This is a genomic window from Brevibacillus sp. HD3.3A, assembly GCF_013284375.2.
GTDB classification, from domain to species: domain Bacteria; phylum Bacillota; class Bacilli; order Brevibacillales; family Brevibacillaceae; genus Brevibacillus; species Brevibacillus parabrevis.
In genome coordinates this window covers 3,592,162-3,614,565 of sequence record NZ_CP085874.1, presented here as the reverse complement: position 1 = coordinate 3,614,565, position 22,404 = coordinate 3,592,162, and the positions used below count along the sequence as shown (strand labels likewise).

Here is a 22,404-nt window from a genome sequence, read left to right as displayed (position 1 = left end):
CAGACTATACGATAGGGAATCCTGATCAATGAAAAGGAGGACTTCGTATGTGGATTTGTCCGTACTGTGGCGGAAATCACGGTTTGCCTTTTCACGACGAGCAGTTGGACGGGGTGCTTTGCCTTTCTTCCGATTGCGGCCGGTTCGTGGAGGAAGACGCTGTTTCAGATAACACCCGCGACTGGGATTATATGGATTTGTAGCAAAAAGAGCGAGTGCGCCGGAAAAGGGCGGCTTGCTCTTTTTGCTTGTAAACAGGGAGAAAACAAAGCACAAGACGGCGAGGAAGAGAGTCGTACGGAAAGCCAGGGGAGCATACGATGGAAGACGGGGCAATTATAATGGAAGATTCTGATGAAAGATGGCCTGCCAATTGGTTACAATAGAGAAGTATACGCAGATGGAGAAGGGAGAAGTTGCAATGAAAGCACAGACGTCTGATATCGCGTTTCAAAGCTCCCAAATTAACGGGATGAACGTACATATCCTTCCGACCGCCAAATTCAAAACAACGACAATTGTGACGATGATTGAGCAGGCTTTGTCGGAGGAACACGTGACCAAGACGGCGCTTTTGGCCATGGTCATGAAGCGGGCAAGCGAGCGTTTTCCGGAAACGAAGCTCCTGCGCGCGCACCTCGATTTTTTGTATGGCGCCATTTTTGATGTGGATGTCATGAAAAAAGGCGAACGGCAAATCCTGCAAATCTACATGGAGGTGCCGAATGAAAAGTACCTGTCCGAAGGCGATGCCCTTCTGGAACAGGCGATTCAGTTCGTAGGCGACATGCTGGTGCGCCCTTATGTACAAGACAATGCTTTTGCGCAGAAGTATGTGTCGCAGGAAAAAGAAACATTGAAAAAACGGGTCGAAAGCCTGATTGATGACAAGATGAAGTACGCCAACCAGCGGGTAACGGAAGAGATGTGCAAAGGCGAGCCTTTTGCCCTGTTGGTTCAAGGACGGGTGCAAGACTTGGCAGCCATCACGGGACAAGAGCTGTACCGCTATTTTAAAGAAATCACAACATCCAACCCGATCAACGTGTTCGTAGTGGGGGACGTGGAGCCAGACGCAGTGGCCGCAGCGATTCGCACCCATATCCCGCTGGAGCGCAAAGAAGTTGGCGAGCTGCAAATTGGTGGCGCAGCCAAGACGGTTTCGGAGGAAAAAGAAGTCGTCGATCGACTCGACGTGAATCAGGCCAAGCTGAATATCGGCTGCCGGACACAAGTCACGTACAAGGATGACGATTATCCGGCGCTGCTCTTGTACAACGGCATTTTGGGCGGATTCCCGCACTCCAAGCTGTTTGTCAATGTGCGGGAAAAAGAGAGCCTCGCTTACTACGCTGTATCGCGTCTGGAAAGCCACAAAGGCATCATGATGATCATGTCCGGAATCGAGGTGGGCAAATACTCGCGCGCGGTGGAAATCATCAAGGAACAGCTGGAGCAGATGCGCGCAGGCAACATTTCCGAAGAAGAACTGTCGCAGACGAGAGCTACGTTGTCCAACCAGTTCCGTGAGCTGCTGGACAGTGCCCGCGGCATGATCGATTTTACCTACAATGGCGTCATCAGCGGCCGCAAGCGGAAGCTGGACGAATTGCTCGCCGGGATTGAACAGGCCAGCATCGAAGATATCAAACGGGTGGCGAACAAGGTAGCGATCGATACGATCTACTTGCTGCGCGACAAGAAGGGAGAGGCGTAATCATGCAGACGACCGTTTTTGACCAAGTAAATGAAACCGTCTACCACGAAACATTGGACAATGGGCTGCAAGTCTACCTTGTTCCCAAGCAAGGGTTCAGCAAGACGTACGCCGTTTTTACTACGCGTTACGGCTCGATCGACAGCCATTTCAAAACGCGCAGCGGGGAAGAAATCAATGTGCCGGACGGGATCGCCCATTTTCTCGAACACAAAATGTTTGAGAAAAAAGACCGGGATGTCATGCACGAGTTCAGCAAGAACGGCGCATCGTGCAACGCCTTCACGAGCTTTAACCGCACAGCTTATCTGTTTTCGTGCACAGACAAGCTGGATGACAACCTGAATCTGCTGCTGGACTACGTGCAAGACCCGTACTTCACAGATGCCAGCGTGGAGAAAGAAAAAGGAATCATCGGCCAGGAAATTACGATGTACGACGACAATCCGGACTGGAAAGTCTACATGAACCTGCTCAAGGCCATGTACCAAAAATATCCGATCAACATCGAGATTGCCGGCACGATTGAGACGATCTCGCATATCACAAAAGAGTACCTTTACCAGTGCTACGAGACGTTTTACCATCCGTCGAACATGCTGCTTTTGGTGGTGGGCTCGTTCGAACCGGAGTCGATCATGAAGCTGATCCGCGAGAACCAGACGAAGAAGGAGTTTCCTCCTGCTCCGCAGATTACCCGCGTGTTCCCGGATGAGCCTGCCGCTGTGGCGCAGGCCAAAGTCGAAGCGTTTCTCACGGTCGGTCTTCCGAAGTGCATGATCGGCATCAAGGAAAAAGAAACGGGACTGTCGAAGGAAGCGCTGCTGAAAAGGGACTTGACGACAAAGCTCATTTTGGACATCGCGTTTGGAACCAGCTCCGCCATCTACGAGCGGCTGTACGAAAGCGAACTGATTACGGAGAGCTTTGATTTTGACTACAGCAGCGAAAAAGACTACGCCTATACGATTATCGGGGGAGATACGCCAGACCCGGACCGTTTGGTGGCGACTATCAAAGCGGAAATCGCACAACTCAAGCAAACAGGCATCAACCAGGAAGAGTTCGAGCGGGCCAAGCGGAAAAAGATCGGAAATTTCTTGCGCTCGCTCAATTCCGTGGAGTTTATCGCGAACCAGTTTACAAGCTTCAAGTTCAACGGCAACGATTTGTTCTCCGTCGTGCCGACGCTGGAGTCGATTACATTGGAAGAAGTGGGTCAACGTCTGAACGAGCATTTTCTGGAGGAACAGATGGCAGTTTCTATCGTGCGTTCCGCTTCGCCGCAAGAGTAAGGAGTGGGCATGATGGAAAAGACGCCATGGGCGTTTATTTCGGGAGCCTCTGGAGAAATCGGCCAGGCGATCGGCACCTATCTGGCTGAGGCAGGGGTTCCCCTTTACCTGCATTACAACCGTTCGGAAAGCAAGCTGGATCGTTTGGTGCAGCTGTGCCAGGAAAGAAATGTACCTTTTTGCAAGCTGCAGGCGGATTTGCGGGAGCCGGCGCAAATTGCCGCGATGTTTGCCCAGATGCCGTCACCGCCGCTGTTGATTGTCAACAACGCTTCGGCCGATCACGTCGGACTGTTTACCGACGTGTCGGTCGAGATGTTTGACGAGCTGGTCGCGCTGAATGTTCGCTCTGCTTTTTTGGTCTGTCAGGCTGCGTTGCCGGCCATGCTCCGTGAGCGATATGGACGGATCGTCAATGTTTCTTCGATCTGGGGGCTTACGGGCGGTTCCTGCGAAGTGCTGTATTCGTTGACGAAGGGCGCGATCAACACGTTTACCAAAGCGTTGGCCAAGGAAATGGCGCCCAATGGCATCACGGTGAACGCCGTAGCCCCCGGCGCGATTGCTGGCGGGATGATGGCGCGTTTTTCCCCTGACGAAGTGGAGATGATCGCAGAGGAAATTCCGGCGAACCGGCTTGGCGATCCGCGCGAGGTGGCGGCTGTTGTGCGGTTTCTGTTATCGGCAGATGCCAGCTATGTGACGGGGCAGATCATTAGCCCGAACGGCGGCTGGTATACATAAGCTTGGGCGTGCATAATTTCCGAGAAATAGTGGAAATCTACCTCCTGTGTGGGCAGCAGAAGACTCTATTGCCCCAACGAAAAAAGGAGGGAATTTCCTTATGTCGATTCTGGACAACTTTCGCGACTGGAAAGAATTTCTCGGAGACCGAGTAGAACAGGCCAGACAGGCTGGGATGGAAAGCCAGACGCTGGAAAACGTAGCGTATCAGATTGGAGGCTATCTCGCCGAGCAGGTTGATCCGAAAAATGATCAGGAGCGCTTGCTGAAACAGCTTTGGGACGCGGGCGATCAACAGCAACAACAAGCGCTGGCTTCCCTCATGGTGAAGCTCGTGCAAAATCCAGATAGCCTGAACAAAGGCAATTAGTCTTTTAAATCCCCTATTCACGGGGATTTTTCTTTTCGCGTTTGTTTGTCGAACGATACGAACGTGATATACTACAGAGGAAGATTATTCTGTCTTGGCGGAGAGGATTCTATATGGAAGCGAAAAAAGAATGGTACATGGAGTACGAAATTGCCCGTAACCGTCCTGGTTTGTTGGGTGACGTGTCTTCTATTCTGGGGATGTTGAACATTAATATCGTCACGATCAACGGTGTCGATACGATGCGCCGCGGCATGTTGCTTTTGACAGATGACGATGAAAAAATGGAGGTTTTGCGCAACGTTGTGCAAAAAATGGACAACATAACCATAACGAGGTTACGTCCCCCTACCATGCTGGATCGTCTCGCTGTTCGCCATGGACGCTACATCGAGCGTGACAGCGAGGACAAAAAAACGTTCCGCTTCGTCCGTGACGAGCTGGGGCTGTTGGTAGACTTCATGGCTGAGATTTTGAAAAAAGAGGGCCATCAACTAATTGGAATCCGGGGAATGCCTCGTGTCGGGAAGACAGAATCGATGATTGCAGCCAGCGTGTCTGCGAACAAGCGCTGGACGTTTATTTCATCTACTTTGCTGCGGCAGACAGTGCGCAATTCCTTAGCCATTGATGAATTGTCTACTGATCATGTATATTTGATAGATGGAATTGTTTCAACGCTGCGATCGACAGAGAAGCATTACACCTTGCTTCGGGAGATTATGAACTTTCCTGCCGCGAAGATCATCGAGCATCCGGACATTTTTGTAAGAGAATCAGAGTACGAAATATCTGATTTTCATTACATTATCGAGCTTCGTCACTATCCGGATGAGGAAATTACATACGAGCTGATCAACAATCGCGGCTTCGATAATTTTGACATGAATTAAGGAGGGGCAGCTGTGTCTGAGCTAGGTCAAGTCCTGCAAAGGGCCCGCGAAGAAAAAGGAATCACGCTCGACGACATCCAACGAATCACCAAGATACAGCGGCGATATTTGGAAGCCATTGAAAGAGGTCATTTTCATGTACTTCCCGGCCACTTTTACGCGCGTGCGTTCATTAAGAGTTATGCGGAAGCCGTTGGTCTCGACCCGAATCACATCCTGACGCATTTTCAGGCCGATTTGCCAGCCCAGCCACCTACGGAGCAAGTGGAAAGACTGCGTCGCAGGAGAGTTGCTTCCGCGAACAACCCGCTACAGGCAGGAAGATGGGTTACCAAGACGTTGCTGGTGCTTTTCATTGCCTTGATTATTGGCGTTATTTACATCGCAGCGGTAAATAACAACGGCAATACAATCACCCAGCCTGTACCAAGCGGAACGGTCAATCCTGGAGCGGAAATCGTCACTCCGGGCAATGGTGGAGGGGCTACTACTTCTCCGATTGCGCAGCAGCCGCAACCGCCATCTACTGTCACACCTACTCCTGATCCGGGAACGACAACGCCGGAGCCGGGAGAGGTAGCCTCTTCAGCGACAATCACATTCGAGTCGCAGCAAGGCTCCATGTACAATTACTCTTTGCAAGGCGGAGAGAAAATTACGGTTCATTTGAAAGTGAAGGAAGACAGAAGCTGGTTCGGTGTATCGGAAGGAAAAGGCAAGAAGTATGTGGAGGAAGGCGAACTGCGAAAAGGCGCCAAGGAAGAGATCACGATTGAATTGAAGAAATCGGCGTATGTCCGCCTCGGAAAGCCGACGGCCTTGGAGCTGACCGTGAACGGAGCTGCGGTCGATACATCCAAAATGAAGTTCATGCCGTCGAACCTTACCATCAAAATGAAAGAGGCAACAGCACAGTAGGCAAGCATTATGCTTGCCTTTCGTACTTTCGTCTCTTTTGACACTTCCTTTAGGCTTATATTATACTGGATAGGTGTAATATGGGCTGGTATGACCAATTGGAGGAAAGAGGAAAAAAGATGGCAGAGAAGGTAGGCACGCGTGAAAAAGTAGCGATTGTTACGCTGGGCTGTGAGAAGAATTTGGTCGATTCCGACATGATGGCCCATCTGATAGATGAAAAAGGCTATGAACTGGTTGACAATCCGGAAGAAGCAACCGTGGTCATCGTCAATACCTGTGGCTTCATTGATGCCGCCAAGGAAGAATCTGTGAACAAGATTCTGGAGATGGGCGAGCTGAAGGAAGCCGGCAAGCTGAAATCGCTTGTGGTGGCAGGCTGTCTCACACAACGCTACAAAGAGGATATCTTGAACGAGATCCCTGAAGTGGACGGCATTGTCGGAACAGGCGATTTTATGTCGATTACAGGGATCATTGAAGAATCGCTGGAAGGCAAGCGTCCGATTTTTGTGGGCAACCCAATCTTTGCGTACGAAGATGTCGTCAAGCGAAAAGTGAAAGAAGGCACGTATTCGGCATACATTAAAATTGCCGAGGGATGCGACAATGCCTGTACCTTCTGTAGTATCCCCCTGATGCGTGGCGGATTCCGCAGCCGGACGATCGAGTCCATTCTGGAGGAAGCCCGCCATCTGGCGCAGCAGGGGATTGTGGAGATCAGCTTGATTGCCCAGGACTCCACGAACTACGGTACAGATATTTACGATGGCAAGTTGATGCTTCCCGAGCTGCTCAACCGGCTCGCCGAAGTGGAGGGAATCGAGTGGATTCGTCTGCATTACGCATACCCGGGCTTTTTTACAGACGAATTGATTCAAACGTTTGCTACGAATCCAAAGGTATGCAAATACATCGACATGCCATTGCAGCATTCAGAAGACCACATTCTGAAAAGAATGCGTCGTCCGGGTCGCCAAACGGATATTCGCGAGCTTGTCGGTAAAATCCGCGCGCAAGTACCGGATGTTGCCCTGCGAACTTCCTTGATTGTAGGCTTCCCTGGCGAAAACGAAGAGGACTTTGCCAAGTTGTCCGACTTCGTGAAAGACATCCGTTTTGACCGTTTGGGTGTGTTCACTTATTCGAATGAAGAGGACACCCCGGCTTCCCGTCTGCCTGATCATGTGGACGAAGAGGTCAAGGAAAAGCGGGCGAACATGCTGATGGAAATTCAGCGTGAGATTGCAAGCGAGCGCAATGGCCGCTTTGTCGGCCAGGAGCTGGACGTCCTGATTGAGCGTTACGAAGGGCGCAACGACATTTATGTAGGCCGGACGCAATACGATGCCCCGGAAATTGACGGGGAAGTATTCGTAACCGGATTCAAAGGCAAATTAGGCTCAATCGTAAAGGTAAAGATCACACACTCCTATGAATACGATTTGGCCGGGGAGGTAGTCTAGGTGAATCTCGCCAACCGCATCACCCTCGCCAGGATTTTCCTGGTGCCGGTAGTTATGTTTTTTCTGCTGGTGCGTTACAACATCGGGACATTTTCCATTGGCAGCCTGACGATGACGTATAACGAGCTGATTGCGGCTTTGGTGTTTATCCTAGCAGCCAGTACGGACGGACTCGACGGTTACATTGCACGCAAACGCAAGATCGTGACCAATCTCGGAAAATTTTTGGACCCGCTTGCCGACAAGCTGCTCATCTCTGCTGCCTTGATTTCCTTGGTGGAGATGCAGCGGCTGGAGGCGTGGATTGCGATTGTGATTATCAGCAGGGAGTTTGCTGTAACAGGTTTGCGCCTTGTTGCTGCGGCTGAAGGACAGGTAATTGCTGCCAGTGCTTTGGGTAAACTGAAAACATGGGTGCAGATCGTGGCGATTACAGCCGTCATGATCCGCAATTTCCCATTCGGCTTTTTCGGGATTCCCTTCGATGAGGTAGCCACTTGGGCCATGGTTGTGATTACGCTTTATTCCGGGTACGACTACTTTGCGAAAAATCGCAACGTCATCCAATACTCGTAGTTACGGGTATTGGTCTCTTTTTTCACAAGACTCTTCTCTTGCGCCACTATCGGTGATAAACTGTTTGGTTAGAGGCTTTTCTACTCTCAAAGAGAATGGATGAGGAAAATGAGAGCGGAGATTATCGCAGTAGGTACCGAGCTTTTGCTAGGCCAGATTGCCAACACCAATGCTCAGTTTCTCTCGCAAAAACTGGCGGAAATTGGTGTCGGAGTGTATTTTCATTCCGTTGTCGGCGATAACACGCAGCGGTTGCAGCAGGTGATCGCCCTCGCAGCCGACCGTTCCGATCTTGTCATTTTTACGGGTGGGCTTGGACCGACTCAGGATGACCTGACAAAAGAAACAGTGGCAGGGCACGTGGGCGTCGGACTGGAGACAAATCCGGAAGCCATGGAAAGAATTGAACAATTCTTTTTGCAACGTGGGATTGTCATGACGGAAAACAATCGGAAGCAGGCGCTGGTTCTCTCAGGCAGCCATGTCTTCCCCAATGACTTCGGGATGGCGCCTGGGATGGCGATCCGTCATGACAGTTGCACGTTCGTGCTTCTCCCTGGACCGCCTAGCGAGCTGTACCCGATGGTGGAGCATTACGTCATGCCGTACTTGACGGATCTGTTGCCGGAGAAGCGAGTATTTCATTCTCATGTGCTGCGCTTCTACGGGATCGGTGAGTCTGCTCTGGAGGAGCGGTTGCTGGATCTGATTGAAAAACAGGACAACCCGACGATTGCTCCGTATGCAAAAGAATTTGAAGTAACGCTGCGGATTACGGCGAGGGCCTCAACGGCAGAAGAAGGAGAAGCCTTGATTTTGCCGGTCGAGGAGGAGATTCGCAAGCGCGTTGGCGAGTACGTGTACGGGATGGGGGAGGATTCTTCCCTGCACGATGTATTGGTAAGCGAACTGAAAAAGCGAAACGAGACCATCGCATGTGCAGAGAGCTGTACAGGCGGCACGATCGCTTCGCTCATTACTTCCGTTCCTGGCAGTTCGTCTGTTTTCCAAGGAGGCATCGTTTGCTATACAAACGATGTGAAAAACCAGCTGCTCGACGTGCCTGAAGAAGTGTTGTCCACAGACGGCGCAGTCAGCCGCCAGACAGCGCAGCTGCTTGCGGAGAATGTACGAGCCAAGCTGGGAGCCACATACGGAGTTTCCGTGACGGGTGTGGCTGGTCCCGATCCATCGGAAGGCAAGCCTGTAGGTCTTGTCTACGTAGGGATTGCGGGTGAAGGGATGCCAACAGTAGTCAAAGAGCTTCGCCTTGCAGGCAGAAGAAAGGCGATTGTTGGGCGTGCCGCCAAATTTGCGCTATTTTATGCGCTGCAAATGCAAAAAGAAAGGTGACGTTTTCATGACGATGTTTTCTGATTTTCCTTTACATAAATCCATTTTGCAGGCGATCCACGATATGGGCTTCGAAGAGCCATCGCCGATTCAGGCAGCCTGCATTCCGAAAGTGCTGGACGGAGGAGACTTGATCGGTCAAGCACAGACCGGAACGGGAAAAACAGCGGCTTTCGGGATTCCGCTTGTAGAAAAAATTACACCAGCCAATCGCGTACAAGCGATTGTGTTGACCCCGACTCGCGAGTTGGCCATCCAGGTTGCCGGAGAGCTTTTGCGCATCTCCAAGTACAACAAAGTGCGCACACTGCCAATCTACGGCGGACAGTCCATCGGTCACCAGATTCGCGCTCTGCGCCAAGGCGTACAGATCGTGGTGGGAACCCCTGGACGCGTCATGGACCATTTGCGTCGCAAAACGCTGAAGCTGGAGAATGTACATACGCTCATTCTCGATGAAGCGGACGAAATGCTGGACATGGGCTTCATCGAAGATATCGAAACAATCATCAATCATATGCCGGAAGAGCGCCAGACGTTGCTCTTCTCTGCAACGATGCCGCCTGAAATCAAGCGTTTGGCTACCCGTTACATGAAACAGCCGCAAACGATCGCTGTCAGCCGCGAAGAAGTGACAGCGCCGTTGATCGAGCAAGTGTACTACAAAGTGTTCGACCGAAACAAAGTAGAGAGCCTGTGTCGCATTCTCGACAGCGAAGATGTAGAGCTTGGCATCATCTTTTGCCGTACCAAACGCGGCGTAGATGAGCTGTCCGAAGTGCTGCAATCCCGCGGATACTTGGCAGATGGCTTGCACGGTGACCTGTCCCAGGCACAGCGCGACAAAGTGATGAACTCTTTCCGTGAAGGCTCGATTGAATTTTTGATCGCAACAGACGTAGCAGCGCGCGGGATCGACGTAGGCAACGTCTCGCACGTAATCAACTACGACATTCCGCAAGACTCCGAAAGCTACGTGCACCGGATCGGCCGTACAGGCCGTGCAGGACGCAAAGGAATCGCCATGACATTGGTGACGCCGCGCGAAGTCAGACAGATGATGTTCATCCAGAAGCAGACAAAAGCGCAAGTGCTGTCCCGCAACGTACCGTCGCTTGAGGAAGTGGCGGAGCGCAAGCAAGAACAGCTTCGCGAGCAGCTGACAAGCCTTTTGGAGAGCGATGCGATCGCGGATATGTACCAAAAGGTTGCGGAATCGCTCGTCGCCCAATACCCGGCTGAGAAAGTCGCGGCTGCTGCCCTGCATCTGGCTTTCCATTCCGAAGCAGGCCAAATGCAGGAGGCAGAAGCGTACAACTTCGGAGAGACGGGTGCTGCAAAAGGCATGGTTCGCTTCTTCCTGAACGTAGGCCGCAATGCGAACATGAAGCCGCAAGATTTGGTGCGCGAGATTTCCGAGTCGGTAGGCATTCCTGGCAAATCGGTTGGCCGCATCGACATTTTCGAGAACTTCACGTTCGTGGAAGTGCCGGAAGAAGTGGCGGCATTCGTTTACGAGTCGCTGCGCCAAACCCGCATCAACGGCAAACGCATCAACCTGGAGCCGGCAAAGCCGCGCGGTGCAAAACGCTCCTAATTGCTCAGGTGAAAAACAGACAGCCATTTCTCTGGAACTATCCAGAAAATGGCTGTTTTTTACAATGCGAATATTTGTTCGCAAAAAACACTTGGCAAACGGTTCTATCTCGATGTATGATGAAGACAAGCAAAAGAGATGCGAAAAGTGAAAGGGTGTGTACCATTTGTCAGATCGTCGCGCAGCTTTGGAGAGTGCATTGCGTCAAATAGAAAAGCAGTTCGGAAAAGGTTCCATCATGAAGTTGGGAGAGGTGTCCAACGTTCAGATTTCGACCGTTTCCAGTGGTGCGTTAGCGTTGGATATCGCATTGGGTGTAGGTGGATTCCCACGTGGCCGTATCGTCGAGATTTATGGTCCTGAGTCTTCCGGTAAAACAACCGTAGCGCTCCATGCGATCGCAGAAGTACAACGTCAAGGTGGACAAGCGGCTTTCATCGACGCCGAGCATGCACTGGACCCTGTCTATGCAGCCAAGCTGGGCGTGAACATCGATGAGTTGCTGCTTTCCCAGCCGGATACAGGGGAGCAAGCATTGGAAATTGCCGAAGCGCTGGTGCGCTCCGGTGCAGTAGATATCATCGTAGTGGACTCTGTAGCAGCACTGGTTCCAAAAGCAGAGATTGAAGGCGAGATGGGAGATTCCCACGTAGGTTTGCAAGCCCGCCTGATGTCGCAAGCTTTGCGCAAACTGTCCGGTGCGATCAACAAGTCCAAGACAATCGCGATCTTCATCAACCAGCTGCGTGAAAAAGTAGGCGTGATGTTCGGTAACCCAGAGACAACTCCAGGTGGACGCGCTCTGAAATTCTACGCCAGCGTGCGTCTGGATGTTCGTAAAGCAGAATCGATCAAAGTCGGTAACGACATCCTTGGCAGCAAGACCAAGATCAAAGTCGTGAAAAACAAAGTAGCGCCACCGTTCAAAGTCGCTGAAGTGGACATCATGTACGGGGAAGGGATCTCCAAAGAGGGCAGCATCCTCGATATCGGTTCCGAAATCGATGTGGTACAAAAAAGTGGTGCTTGGTACTCCTTCAACGAGGAGCGCCTCGGCCAAGGACGGGAAAACTCGAAAGTCTTCCTCAAAGAAAACCCGCATATTGCTTCCCAAATCGAGACAAAGGTTCGCGAGTATTTCAGCCTCAATCCAGGCTCTGTTCCTGAAGCAGAACCAGTCGTCGATCCTGAGCAAGACGAAGAGCCAGCATTTGACCTTGAGTAATGGAGCATAAGTGAACAGCCTGTCGATGAGACAGGCTGTTTTCTGTGACAGACGTCCCGAGGCTTTTCTATGTTCTATTAGATTGAACAACAAAGCCGAAGAAAGGAGTGGGCCAAAATGAAGAGCGGCCAAATCACTGCCGTTCACCGCGACAACAAGCAAAAACAGCGGTATCACATTGATTTGGATGGGGAGTATGCGTTTACGGTACATGAAGACATACTGGTAAAGTACAACCTATTTAAAGGCACCGATGTGGACGAGTCGTTTTATTGTGAAGTGCTGGTGGCGGAAGAGCGACACAAGGCGTATTTGGGCGCCCTGAAATACTTGGGGATGCGCCCGCGCACCCGCAGTCAGTTGCAAGCGTATTTGCTGGACAAAGGCTTTGATGCAAAAGTTGCCGATGAGATTTGCCAGCGTTGCGAAGATCACGGATACATAGACGATGAAGCATTTGCCAAGCAGTGGGTGGAAGAACGGCTGCGCCTGAAGCCGCGAAGCTCCTACATGCTGCGCATGGAACTGGCGCAGCGCGGGGTAGACAAGGCGATTGCCGAAGATGCCGTGCAAGGCGTTTCAAGAGAGGCTGAACTGGAAGCTGCCCGCGCTTTGATAGAGAAGAAAGCGCGGCGGATCACAGGAGCGCCGAATCCTGACGAGGAGCGAAAACTACTCGCCATGCTGATGCGCAAGGGCTTCTCGCATTCCATCATCCAGCAAGTTCGCACAGAATTGCGTCAGAGAAGGGACGAAGAGCGCTGACTCTATTTGCATGATCTTGACAATTCTTGTTCACAAATAATAAAATAGGTTTGTATTTACTTGGTGTATCATAACTTTTGACGCTTTGCTCACTCGTTGCCTGTGAAACAACTGAACAACCGTGCGATAGCAGTACGGATTCAGCGGACCGAGTAAAATCGGTCTTGTTTTTTAGCGAATGCTCTATGTGAGAGCAAAACGAAAGCGGCACTCCATGAAAAACGAATGCTTGGAAAGCGGGGAGATCTTACAATAAGGAGGTGAAACGAAAAAGTCTATGGAGCCTATACTAACAGTTGTCATCGTGCTCGTCGCCCTGCTCATCGGCTTGGGTGCTGGCTACTTCATTCGAAAATCGATTGCGGAAGCAAAGATCTCCAGTGCGGAGGAAGCTGCACGCCAGATCGTCGAGGAAGCGAAACGGGACGCCGAAGCCGTTAAAAAGGAAAAGGTGCTGGAAGCCAAGGATGAAGTGTTCAAACTTCGTTCCGAAGCAGAAACCGAGTTGCGCGAAAGACGCAACGAGATCCAGCGTCAGGAACGGCGCATTCTTCAAAAAGAAGAAACGCTGGACCGCAAGATGGAACAGTTGGAGCGCAAAGAGGAAGAATTGGCTGAGCGCGACCGCGCCATCGCAGAACTGCAAAGCAAGGTAGAGCACTTATATAAAGAACAAGTTTCCGAGTTGGAACGCATTTCCGGATTGACGCAGGATGAGGCGAAAAATATCATTCTGACTGACGTGGAAAATACCGTTCGCCACGAAATGGCCGTGATGATCAAAGAGATAGAGACGCAGGCCAAAGAAGAGGCGGACAAGCGCGCTCGCGAAATTATTACCACCTCCATTCAGCGCTGTGCAGCTGATCACGTAGCAGAGACAACCGTTTCTGTGGTGACGTTGCCAAACGATGAGATGAAGGGACGGATTATCGGACGGGAAGGACGAAACATCCGTGCTTTGGAGACGTTGACAGGAATCGATCTGATCATCGACGACACTCCGGAAGCAGTCATCCTGTCTGGCTTTGATCCGATCCGTCGGGAAATCGCCAAGACGGCGCTCGACAAGCTCGTTGCAGACGGACGCATCCACCCGGCCCGCATTGAGGAAATGGTGGAAAAAGCGCGCCGCGAAGTAGACGAGCGTATCCGTGAATACGGAGAACAAGCAACATTTGAAACTGGCGTACATGGCCTGCATCCGGATCTGATCAAGATTTTGGGACGACTGCGTTATCGTACCAGCTATGGTCAGAACGTGCTGAAGCACTCGATGGAAGTGGCTCATCTCGCTGGCTTGATGGCAGCAGAACTGAAAGAAGACGTGAAGCTGGCCAAACGTGCAGGTCTTCTGCACGATATCGGAAAAGCGATTGACCATGAAGTGGAAGGCTCACACGTGGAAATCGGTGTGGAGCTGGCCAAGAAGTACAATGAGCATCATGTTGTTGTCAACAGTATTGCTTCTCATCACGGTGATACCGAACCAACTTCCGTCATTGCCATGCTCGTGGGAGCGGCAGATGCTCTGTCTGCTGCACGTCCAGGCGCACGCCGTGAGACATTGGAAACTTATATCAGACGTTTGGAGAAACTCGAAGAAATCTCTGAGTCGTTCGATGGCGTAGAAAAGTCTTATGCGATTCAAGCGGGACGCGAAATTCGCGTAATGGTTCAACCTGACAAGATTGATGATGCGGAAGCTACCCGTCTGGCACGGGAGATCACAAAACGAATTGAAAATGAACTGGACTACCCGGGACATATCAAAGTAACGGTCATCCGTGAAACACGGGCAGTCGAGTATGCAAAGTAAAGTGGCTAATGGCCACTTTACTTTTTTTCTAAACGCTTGCAGTTGTGTATACTAGCAATGAGGTGAATGTCAGATGAAGCTGTTGTTTATCGGAGATATTATGGGATCGCCCGGCAGAGAAATCGTGAAAACGTACCTGCCGCTTTTGAAAAGAAAATACGGACCAACCTTTATCGTCGCCAATGGCGAAAATGCGGCACACGGTCGCGGGATTACAGAAAAAATTACGAAAGAGCTGTTCGAATGGGGAGTCCAGGCGATTACGCTCGGAAACCATACGTGGGATCAACGAGAAATTTTTGACTTTATCGATGATGAGCCGCGAATGATTCGTCCGGCGAATTTTCCGGCAGGAACGCCTGGAAAAGGCATTACATACATCAAGCAGCCAGAAGGAGAGCTGGCGGTAATCAATTTGATGGGCAGGACGTTCCTTCCTCCGCTCGATTGCCCGTTTCAGATGGCAGACAAACTGGTTGAGCAAGCGCGCAAACGCACCAAATTGATTTTTGTCGATTTTCACGCCGAGGCGACATCAGAGAAGCAAGCCATGTCCTGGTACCTCGACGGGCGGGTTAGCGCGGTTGTAGGTACGCATACGCACGTGCAGACGGCTGACGAACGGGTTTTGCCGCAAGGAACAGGCTTTTTGTGCGACGTGGGCATGTGCGGCCCAAGCAATGGCATTCTCGGGATGGAGCGGGAAGCCGTGATCAAGAAATTTTTGACCCAGCTGCCTGTCCGTTTCGAAGTGGCGCCTGACCCGGCGCAGTTGAACGCTGTCCTGATTACGCTGGATAAAGCCACTGGTCACGCGAAGAAATTGCAGCGAATCAGAATTGACGCAGACCACCCGTTTATGGAATAATAAACATAAGATTAGAATTTTTTGAATCTTTCTAGCGAGTTAGCAGGAATTTTTAGGGGTTATGCGAATATCATTCTAATGATGACAGGATTCCTATCAGACGGGAGGTTCAAAAAGGATGGAAGTATTAAAAGTTTCAGCAAAGTCTAACCCCAATTCCGTTGCTGGTGCCCTTGCCGGCGTTCTTAGAGAACGCGGTGCAGCTGAAATCCAAGCCATTGGCGCTGGGGCGCTTAATCAAGCTGTGAAGGCCGTAGCAATCGCACGAGGGTTCGTAGCGCCGAGTGGAGTTGACCTCATATGTATTCCAGCCTTTACCGACATCGTGATTGATGGAGAAGAGCGTACTGCAATCAAACTAATCGTAGAACCCAGATAATAAAACTGCAAACGTATCGCCTGCCTGTTTGTTCGAAGAATGAACAGGTTTTTTCGTGTGCAAATATGCGGTTACATAGAAGGAGAGAGAATCATGAACGTATTCGATGCGCATTGCGATGTATTGTGCAAGCTGTGGAAAGAGCCGGAGCGTGACTTCTATAAAGAAGACGATTTTTTGCAGGCTGGTTTTCCCGCTCTCGTGAAAGGGAATGTAGATATACAGGTGCTTGCCTGTTTTGTTCCTACTCATGTGCCTTATGGCCGCCGTTTTCATACGATACTAGAAATGATCGATATATTTTATGAAAAGGTGGCGAGTGAACAATTCCGCCCGATTTACACGAAAGCTGATTTGGACGAGCGCGTATTAAAGGGGGAGAAAGGGGCTATTCTGTTTGTAGAAGGAGCACACGCCCTGGAGGAAAGCCTCGTACAGCTTCGCACATGGTATCGCCTTGGTGTTCGCGGAATGACATTGACCTGGAACCACGGCAACTGTGTGGCAGATGGCAGCGGGGAACCGAACCCGGGTGGACTCACCGCATTTGGTCGACAAGTAATAGAAGAAATGAATCGGCTCGGGATGATCGTCGACGTTTCCCACTTGGCCGATCCGGGGTTTTGGGACGTGATGGAGATTTCCAAAGCACCTGTCATCGCTTCCCACTCCAATGCGCGACAAATTTGCCGCCATCCGCGCAACTTGACGGACGAGCAGATTCGCGCCTTGATTGCCAAGGATGGAGTCATGGGGCTGACGTTTGTCGACTTTTTCACGGTGGAAGAGAAGCGGACGGCATGGATTGATGACTTGCTGCGCCATTTGGATCACGTATGCGGGCTGGGCGGAGTCGATCATGTTGCGTTTGGTTCCGACTTTGACGGCATCACGAACACCTTTGGCGACCTGTCTTCCTCAGCAGCGTATTCCCAATTACTAGAAGCTCTGCTTAGACGTTACAAAGAGGCGGAAGTATTGAAATTTGTGCGAGGAAATTGGTTGCGTGTTTTCGGAAACGTGCTACAATAATACATGAGGATATTAATGTACCAAGTTCAACATTAAAATTCAGGTCAAAAGTAAGTTGAGTAAAAGCACTTGCAATTTGACAGGGACAGGACTACAATTGTTACTGTCTATGCACAGAATTGTCACATCTTATCAATCTTTTCGGGTAAGATGGGCAGCTTTCTCACAGTCACTGAAAGGGTGGAATCTGAATGATTAGTCAACTTTCCTGGAAAGTTGGAGGACAGCAAGGGGAGGGTATCGAGAGTACTGGTGAGATTTTCTCGATGGCGATGAACCGGATGGGTTACCATCTGTACAGCTACCGTCACTTCTCTTCCCGTATTAAGGGTGGACACACGAACAACAAAATTCGCGTGAGCACAACACCAATGCGTGCGATCTCTGACGATCTGGACATTCTCGTAGCGTTTGACCAGGAGACGATCGATTTCAATGCGCATGAGCTGCGCGAAGGCGGCATCATTATCGCGGATGCTAAATTCAATCCAAAGTTGCCGGACGGGTTGAAGCCAGTTCGCTTCTTCACTGTACCACTAACTGAGATTGCTGATGAACTGGGAACTTCCCTGATGAAAAACATGGTGTCGATTGGTGCGTCCAGTGCAATCCTCGGCATTCCAGTGGAAAGTTACCGTGTTATCGTTGAAGATATGTTCCTCCGCAAAGGCGAAAAAGTGGTTGAAAAGAACATGGATGCCATTCGTCGCGGATTTGATTTCGTAAATGAACTGACTGGCGGTCAACTGCCTGAATTCCAAATGGAAAAAGCAGATCCGCAAAAACAACTGTTCCTGATCGGTAACGATGCGATCGCTCTGGGTGCTGTAGCAGCAGGCTGCCGCTTCATGCCAGCTTACCCGATCACACCTGCTTCCGAAGTAATGGAATACTTGATCAAAAAGCTGCCAAAATTGGGCGGAACCGTTATCCAAACGGAAGACGAGATCGCTGCGATTACAATGGCAATCGGTGCTAACTACGGTGGTGCCCGTTCCTTGACTGCTTCTGCAGGTCCTGGTCTGGCTCTGATGATGGAAGCAATCGGTCTGGCTGGTATCACAGAAACACCAGTTGTGATCGTGAACACGCAACGTGGTGGCCCATCTACAGGTATGCCTACCAAAATCGAGCAATCCGACGTGAATGCGATGATTTATGGTACTCACGGTGACATTCCAAAAGTCGTTATCACGCCAAGCACAGTAGAAGAGTGTTTCTACGATGCCGTTGAAGCTTTCAACATTGCCGAAGAATATCAGTTGCCAGTTATTTTGATGACTGACCTGACTCTTTCCTTGGGCAAACAAACTGTTACTCCATTTGACTACAGCCAAGTAGAAATCCGCCGCGGAAAACTGCTTGCTGGACAAGAATTGCCAGAAAAAGAGCAAAACGACCTGTTCAAACGTTATGAAGTAACCGAAGACGGCGTTTCTCCACGCGTAATTCCTGGTCAAAAATACGGTCTGCACCACGTAACAGGTGTTGAGCATGATCAAACGGGTCGTCCGTCCGAGAATGCTGCTAACCGTGTTCAACAAATGGATAAACGTATGCGCAAGCTGGAAGGCGTACTGAAAACTTTCAAAAACCCTGTAACTGTCGATGCACCTCACGCTGAAGCGGATGTTCTGGTAGTAGGTATCAACTCTACCATCGGTACGATTCAAGAAGCAAAAGGCCGTCTGGAAAAAGAGGGAGTGAAAGTAAACCACGCGCAAATCCGTTTGCTGCACCCATTCCCAACTGAACAAATCAAAGCACTTGTGGACAAAGCGAAGAAAGTCGTTGTTGTCGAGCACAACATCCAAGCACAAGTTACAAACCTGCTCAAACAACACGTTGGAAACGCTGAAAAAATCCAATCTGTGCTCAAATATGACGGTAACCCATTCCTGCCGAAGGAAATCTATGCTGAAGTGAAGGAGCTGGTAAAACATGGCGACTATGAAAGAGTTTCGAAATAACGTAAAGCCTAACTGGTGCCCAGGCTGTGGAGACTTCTCCATCCAGGCGGCTATTCAACGCGCCGCAGCAAACGTAGGTCTGGAACCTGAAAATCTGGCGGTTATTTCTGGTATCGGGTGTTCCGGGCGCATTTCCGGTTACATCAACTGCTATGGTTTCCACGGTATTCACGGACGTTCCCTGCCAATCGCACAAGGTGTGAAAATGGCAAACCGCGAGCTGACTGTTATCGCAGCGGGTGGTGACGGGGATGGATTTGCAATCGGTATGGGCCACACTGTACACGCGATCCGTCGTAACATGAACGTTACGTACATCGTAATGGACAACCAAATTTACGGTCTGACAAAAGGTCAAACCTCCCCGCGTTCCGCGACTGGTTTCGTGACCAAGTCTACACCGCAAGGCTCTATCGAGTCTTCCATCACTCCAGTTGAACTGGCGCTGTCTGTTGGTGCGACTTTCGTTGCTCAATCTTTCTCCAGCGACCTGAAAGGTTTGACTGATCTGATTGAAAAAGGTATCCAACACGAAGGCTTCTCCCTGATCAACGTATTCAGCCCTTGTGTAACCTATAACAAAGTAAACACCTATGACTGGTTCAAAGAGAACATCGTGCCTGTAGACACAATCGAAGGCTACGATCCTCATGACCGCATCAAGGCTATGTCTACTTCCATGCAATACAAAGGTCTGATCACTGGTCTGATCTACCAAAACACCGAGCAAAAACCTTACGAAGCTCTCGTAAAAGGCTTCAAAGAAGAAGGCTTGGCAAACCAAGACATTCGTCTTTCCCAAGAAGACTTCGACAAACTGGTTGCAGAATTTGCATAAGGTTTCGATGAAAAAACCTCTCCGAAAAACGGAGAGGTTTTTTGCGTTATTACCAGGCGCGATCCCGCCATTGTCTGTAGACGAGCATCACCAGGAAAAACAGGACAAGCTGCCCAAACAGCGGGTACAAAAAGCGCAGCAGCGAGCTGAAGCCGATAAAGCTGACCAGGTAGCAAATCAGTAAAATCCCGAGAAGAATTGTCGGGCCACGCAACCGGGTAACTTGGCGGATTTGCTGGGCCAGGCCGAAGACGTTGGCTACGAGAGTCGAGAAAATTTCCGCGTAGACCAGCAGCGAGAACAAAAAGGGGATTCCTTTGCCCAGTCCTTTTAGCAAGGCAATCATCGGCATTTCCGCCTCCTGGATACCCGGCATTTTTACCGACAGCGAGCAATAGGCGAGCAATAGGAGCAGGCCGATTCCCAGTCCACCGATGATTCCGCCGGCGATCAGTGGCTTTTCGCTCGTACTATGTCTGCCGATTGGCACAAGAACTGCTTGTGTAAGCGTGACATTTAAGGCAACATAATAGAGAGGAGAGCTGATCCAGGCCAAGGGGCGTACGGCTTCTACCGTGACGCCTGTAAACAGCCACGGCTTCGAATAGAGAAACACGAGCAGCGTAAACAAAATCAGCATCGGTACAAAGATGCTGTTTACTTGATGGATGGCAAACAACCCTTTGCGGGTCACGAAGAAAATCAAGATCATGCTAAGCCAAATGCCGATTTGCGGAGACAAGCGAAACGACTCCCAGAAAATAGCGCCAGTAGCCGCTAACATGACGGATGTAGTTCCTAGCAACACCGTCAATAGCAACGTGTTGAAAACCGTGCCAAAAGGGTGCCCAAACAAATATGTGCTGACTTCTTGATAGGAATTGGCCTGGATGCGATAGGAAATCAGCATGACACGGATTCCGGCCCATACAAATAAACTTGTGGCGATGACAATGCCGATCAAGCCTTGCGTTCCGTATTGAACAAAGAACTCGACAATTTCTTTGCCAGAAGCAAAACCAGCCCCTACGACGGTACCGATATACGTAAAAGCGATTTGCCATGAGGCTCTCCATGTTCCTTGCATCTCAGACCTCCTGTCCCACCTTATTCCATCCTATGAATGGGAGTGAACCGAATATGCGCGTAACCGTACTTGGCTACCAATCTCCTTACCCAGGCCCTCAGGGTGCCACTCCAGGCTATTTGATCGAAACAGAGGAAGTGAAGCTGCTCCTGGATTGCGGAAGCGGGGTGCTTTCCCAGTTAGGCGTTCATTTGCCTGTTTACGAAGTGGATGCCTTGCTATTGTCTCACTATCATCACGACCATGTGGCAGATGTCGGTGTGTTGCAGTACGGCTTGATGGTTCATCAACTGTTTGGACAGCGGCCTGCCGACAAGCCGCTTCCTATCTATGCTCCAGACAAGCCAGAGGGACAGACAAAAACGTTGACGTACCGGGACGCAACCCGCTTTTTCCCGGTTCACGCGGAGACCAGCCTGTCCATTGGAGATGCGCACATCTCCTTTTTGCGTACCGACCATGGAGACGGCGATCCTTGCTATGCGATGCGCCTTGTGGCAAACGGCAAGACGCTGGTGTATGGCGCAGACAGCGGGCCTGGCACCAACTGGAGCGGTTTTGTCGATGGGGCAGACCTGTTCATTTGCGAAGGGACTTATTTGGATCATAACCTGCCTTTCAGGCCAAACGGGCATTTGTCCGTTCGCCAGGCAGCGGAGTTGGCGCAAGCGCACCACTGTCGTTCTTTGCTGATCACCCATCTGTTTCACGGGTATCCGGAGAGCGACGTGCTGGCGCAGGCAGGGGCGTTTGTGGCAGGTCCCGTCTATGCGGCCCGGATTGGATTGAAAATCGAACTATAAGCGGCGTGTGCGACACAAAGAGAGGAGAGAGGGCAGTGTTTCCAAATGTATTAGAGGTAGCACGAAAACTGATTCGCGAGCGAGTACAACCGGGAGAAACGGTGATTGACGCCACGATGGGCAACGGAAATGACACCATGTTTTTGGCGCAGCTCGTCCAGGAGACCGGGAAAGTCATCGCTTTTGATATTCAGCCACAGGCGATTGCCAAAACGAAAGAGCGATTGGAGCGCGAAGGCTTGGCAGAGCGCGTCGAGCTGAAGCTGGCCAGTCACGAGGAGATCGACCGACTGGACGGGCAAGCAGGTGCGATCATGTTCAATCTCGGCTATTTGCCAGGCGGCGACAAAGAAATTACGACGCAAGCGACGAGCACGATTCGAGCGATCCAGTCTGGTCTGCAAGTGCTTCGACCAGGGGGAGTCATGACCGTCATGATCTACTGGGGCCACACAGCAGGCGAAGTCGAAAAGGAAGCTGTCGAGTCTTTTTGCCAGGAACTCAGCCAGCTTGAGTTTCTCGTGCTGAAATACCAGTACGTCAACCAGCAAAACCAGGCTCCCTTTTTGCTGGCGATCGAACGCCGGGGGCAATGAGTTCATTTCCCTTTCCCGGGCAAGCGCATATTCCGACAGATTACGGAACGGGTACGAGAAATTTGTCTGGAGCTGGAATAGGCTTGCTGTTCG

Annotated in this window: 22 protein-coding genes; 21 read left to right on the top strand and 1 reads right to left on the bottom strand. The window is 50.7% G+C overall.

What is annotated here, in order from left to right; genetic code table 11:
- The first annotated feature begins 47 nt into the window (after nt 1-47).
- The 19 genes from HP435_RS16545 to HP435_RS16455 all read left to right on the top strand — a co-directional run bounded on the left by HP435_RS16545 (nt 48) and on the right by HP435_RS16455 (nt 19,825).
- A complete protein-coding gene (locus tag HP435_RS16545; RefSeq protein ID WP_167470329.1) occupies nt 48-203 on the top strand; it encodes a hypothetical protein in 156 nt (51 codons plus the stop codon).
- Between the two features lie 218 nt (nt 204-421).
- Nucleotides 422-1,717, top strand: a complete 1,296-nt coding sequence (gene yfmF, locus HP435_RS16540) for an EF-P 5-aminopentanol modification-associated protein YfmF (RefSeq protein WP_173598867.1) — start codon at nt 422-424, stop codon at nt 1,715-1,717.
- Nucleotides 1,718-1,719: 2 nt separating this feature from the next.
- Nucleotides 1,720-3,012, top strand: coding sequence for an EF-P 5-aminopentanol modification-associated protein YfmH (gene yfmH, locus HP435_RS16535; protein WP_122965249.1), 1,293 nt, complete (start codon nt 1,720-1,722; stop codon nt 3,010-3,012).
- Nucleotides 3,013-3,021: 9 nt separating this feature from the next.
- Entirely contained in the window at nt 3,022-3,756 is a 735-nt protein-coding gene (gene ymfI, locus HP435_RS16530; protein WP_173598866.1) for an elongation factor P 5-aminopentanone reductase, read from the top strand.
- Nucleotides 3,757-3,856: 100 nt separating this feature from the next.
- Nucleotides 3,857-4,126: a DUF3243 domain-containing protein gene (locus tag HP435_RS16525; RefSeq protein ID WP_122965251.1), complete on the top strand. Its 270-nt coding sequence runs from the start codon at nt 3,857-3,859 to the stop codon at nt 4,124-4,126.
- A gap of 113 nt (nt 4,127-4,239) precedes the next feature.
- Nucleotides 4,240-5,019, top strand: a complete 780-nt coding sequence (locus HP435_RS16520) for a YmfK family protein (protein WP_122965252.1) — start codon at nt 4,240-4,242, stop codon at nt 5,017-5,019.
- 12 nt (nt 5,020-5,031) lie between these two features.
- Nucleotides 5,032-5,937, top strand: coding sequence for a helix-turn-helix domain-containing protein (locus HP435_RS16515; RefSeq protein ID WP_122965253.1), 906 nt, complete (start codon nt 5,032-5,034; stop codon nt 5,935-5,937).
- Nucleotides 5,938-6,056: 119 nt separating this feature from the next.
- Nucleotides 6,057-7,403, top strand: a complete 1,347-nt coding sequence (gene rimO, locus HP435_RS16510; protein ID WP_173596504.1) for a 30S ribosomal protein S12 methylthiotransferase RimO — start codon at nt 6,057-6,059, stop codon at nt 7,401-7,403.
- A complete protein-coding gene (pgsA, locus tag HP435_RS16505) occupies nt 7,404-7,979 on the top strand; it encodes a CDP-diacylglycerol--glycerol-3-phosphate 3-phosphatidyltransferase (protein WP_063227562.1) in 576 nt (191 codons plus the stop codon). It abuts the gene before it with no gap.
- A gap of 108 nt (nt 7,980-8,087) precedes the next feature.
- Nucleotides 8,088-9,332 (top strand): competence/damage-inducible protein A, encoded by a 1,245-nt coding sequence (locus HP435_RS16500; protein WP_122965254.1) that lies wholly within the window; start codon nt 8,088-8,090, stop codon nt 9,330-9,332.
- A gap of 7 nt (nt 9,333-9,339) precedes the next feature.
- Nucleotides 9,340-10,929, top strand: coding sequence for a DEAD/DEAH box helicase (locus tag HP435_RS16495; RefSeq protein ID WP_122965255.1), 1,590 nt, complete (start codon nt 9,340-9,342; stop codon nt 10,927-10,929).
- Nucleotides 10,930-11,095: 166 nt separating this feature from the next.
- Nucleotides 11,096-12,154, top strand: a complete 1,059-nt coding sequence (recA, locus tag HP435_RS16490; protein WP_122965256.1) for a recombinase RecA — start codon at nt 11,096-11,098, stop codon at nt 12,152-12,154.
- A 117-nt stretch (nt 12,155-12,271) separates the two neighbouring features.
- On the top strand, nt 12,272-12,919 hold the full coding sequence (locus tag HP435_RS16485; RefSeq protein WP_173598865.1) for a regulatory protein RecX: 648 nt from the start codon (nt 12,272-12,274) through the stop codon (nt 12,917-12,919).
- Nucleotides 12,920-13,196: 277 nt separating this feature from the next.
- Nucleotides 13,197-14,738, top strand: a complete 1,542-nt coding sequence (rny, locus tag HP435_RS16480; protein WP_122965258.1) for a ribonuclease Y — start codon at nt 13,197-13,199, stop codon at nt 14,736-14,738.
- Nucleotides 14,739-14,811: 73 nt separating this feature from the next.
- Nucleotides 14,812-15,606 carry a TIGR00282 family metallophosphoesterase gene (locus HP435_RS16475; RefSeq protein WP_173598864.1) on the top strand — a complete coding sequence of 265 codons (795 nt, stop codon included), beginning with the start codon at nt 14,812-14,814 and terminating at the stop codon, nt 15,604-15,606.
- Between the two features lie 118 nt (nt 15,607-15,724).
- Nucleotides 15,725-15,985 carry a stage V sporulation protein SpoVS gene (gene spoVS / locus HP435_RS16470; protein WP_003385776.1) on the top strand — a complete coding sequence of 87 codons (261 nt, stop codon included), beginning with the start codon at nt 15,725-15,727 and terminating at the stop codon, nt 15,983-15,985.
- Between the two features lie 93 nt (nt 15,986-16,078).
- A complete protein-coding gene (locus tag HP435_RS16465; RefSeq protein ID WP_173598863.1) occupies nt 16,079-17,017 on the top strand; it encodes a dipeptidase in 939 nt (312 codons plus the stop codon).
- 191 nt (nt 17,018-17,208) lie between these two features.
- On the top strand, nt 17,209-18,987 hold the full coding sequence (locus HP435_RS16460) for a 2-oxoacid:acceptor oxidoreductase subunit alpha (RefSeq protein ID WP_122965261.1): 1,779 nt from the start codon (nt 17,209-17,211) through the stop codon (nt 18,985-18,987).
- On the top strand, nt 18,959-19,825 hold the full coding sequence (locus HP435_RS16455; protein ID WP_122965262.1) for a 2-oxoacid:ferredoxin oxidoreductase subunit beta: 867 nt from the start codon (nt 18,959-18,961) through the stop codon (nt 19,823-19,825). Before HP435_RS16460 ends, HP435_RS16455 begins: the two co-directional genes overlap by 29 nt.
- Before the next feature lie 49 nt (nt 19,826-19,874).
- On the opposite strand, the gene HP435_RS16450 is transcribed toward HP435_RS16455, so the two are convergent.
- On the bottom strand, nt 19,875-20,912 hold the full coding sequence (locus tag HP435_RS16450; RefSeq protein WP_173598862.1) for a YkvI family membrane protein: 1,038 nt from the start codon (nt 20,910-20,912) through the stop codon (nt 19,875-19,877).
- A 53-nt stretch (nt 20,913-20,965) separates the two neighbouring features.
- Here HP435_RS16450 and HP435_RS16445 point away from each other — a divergent pair, with 53 nt between their 5' ends.
- Entirely contained in the window at nt 20,966-21,715 is a 750-nt protein-coding gene (locus HP435_RS16445; RefSeq protein WP_173598861.1) for an MBL fold metallo-hydrolase, read from the top strand.
- A 35-nt stretch (nt 21,716-21,750) separates the two neighbouring features.
- Nucleotides 21,751-22,311 (top strand): tRNA 5-(aminomethyl)-2-thiouridylate-methyltransferase MnmM, encoded by a 561-nt coding sequence (locus HP435_RS16440; RefSeq protein ID WP_063227550.1) that lies wholly within the window; start codon nt 21,751-21,753, stop codon nt 22,309-22,311.
- Nucleotides 22,312-22,404 lie beyond the last annotated feature (93 nt).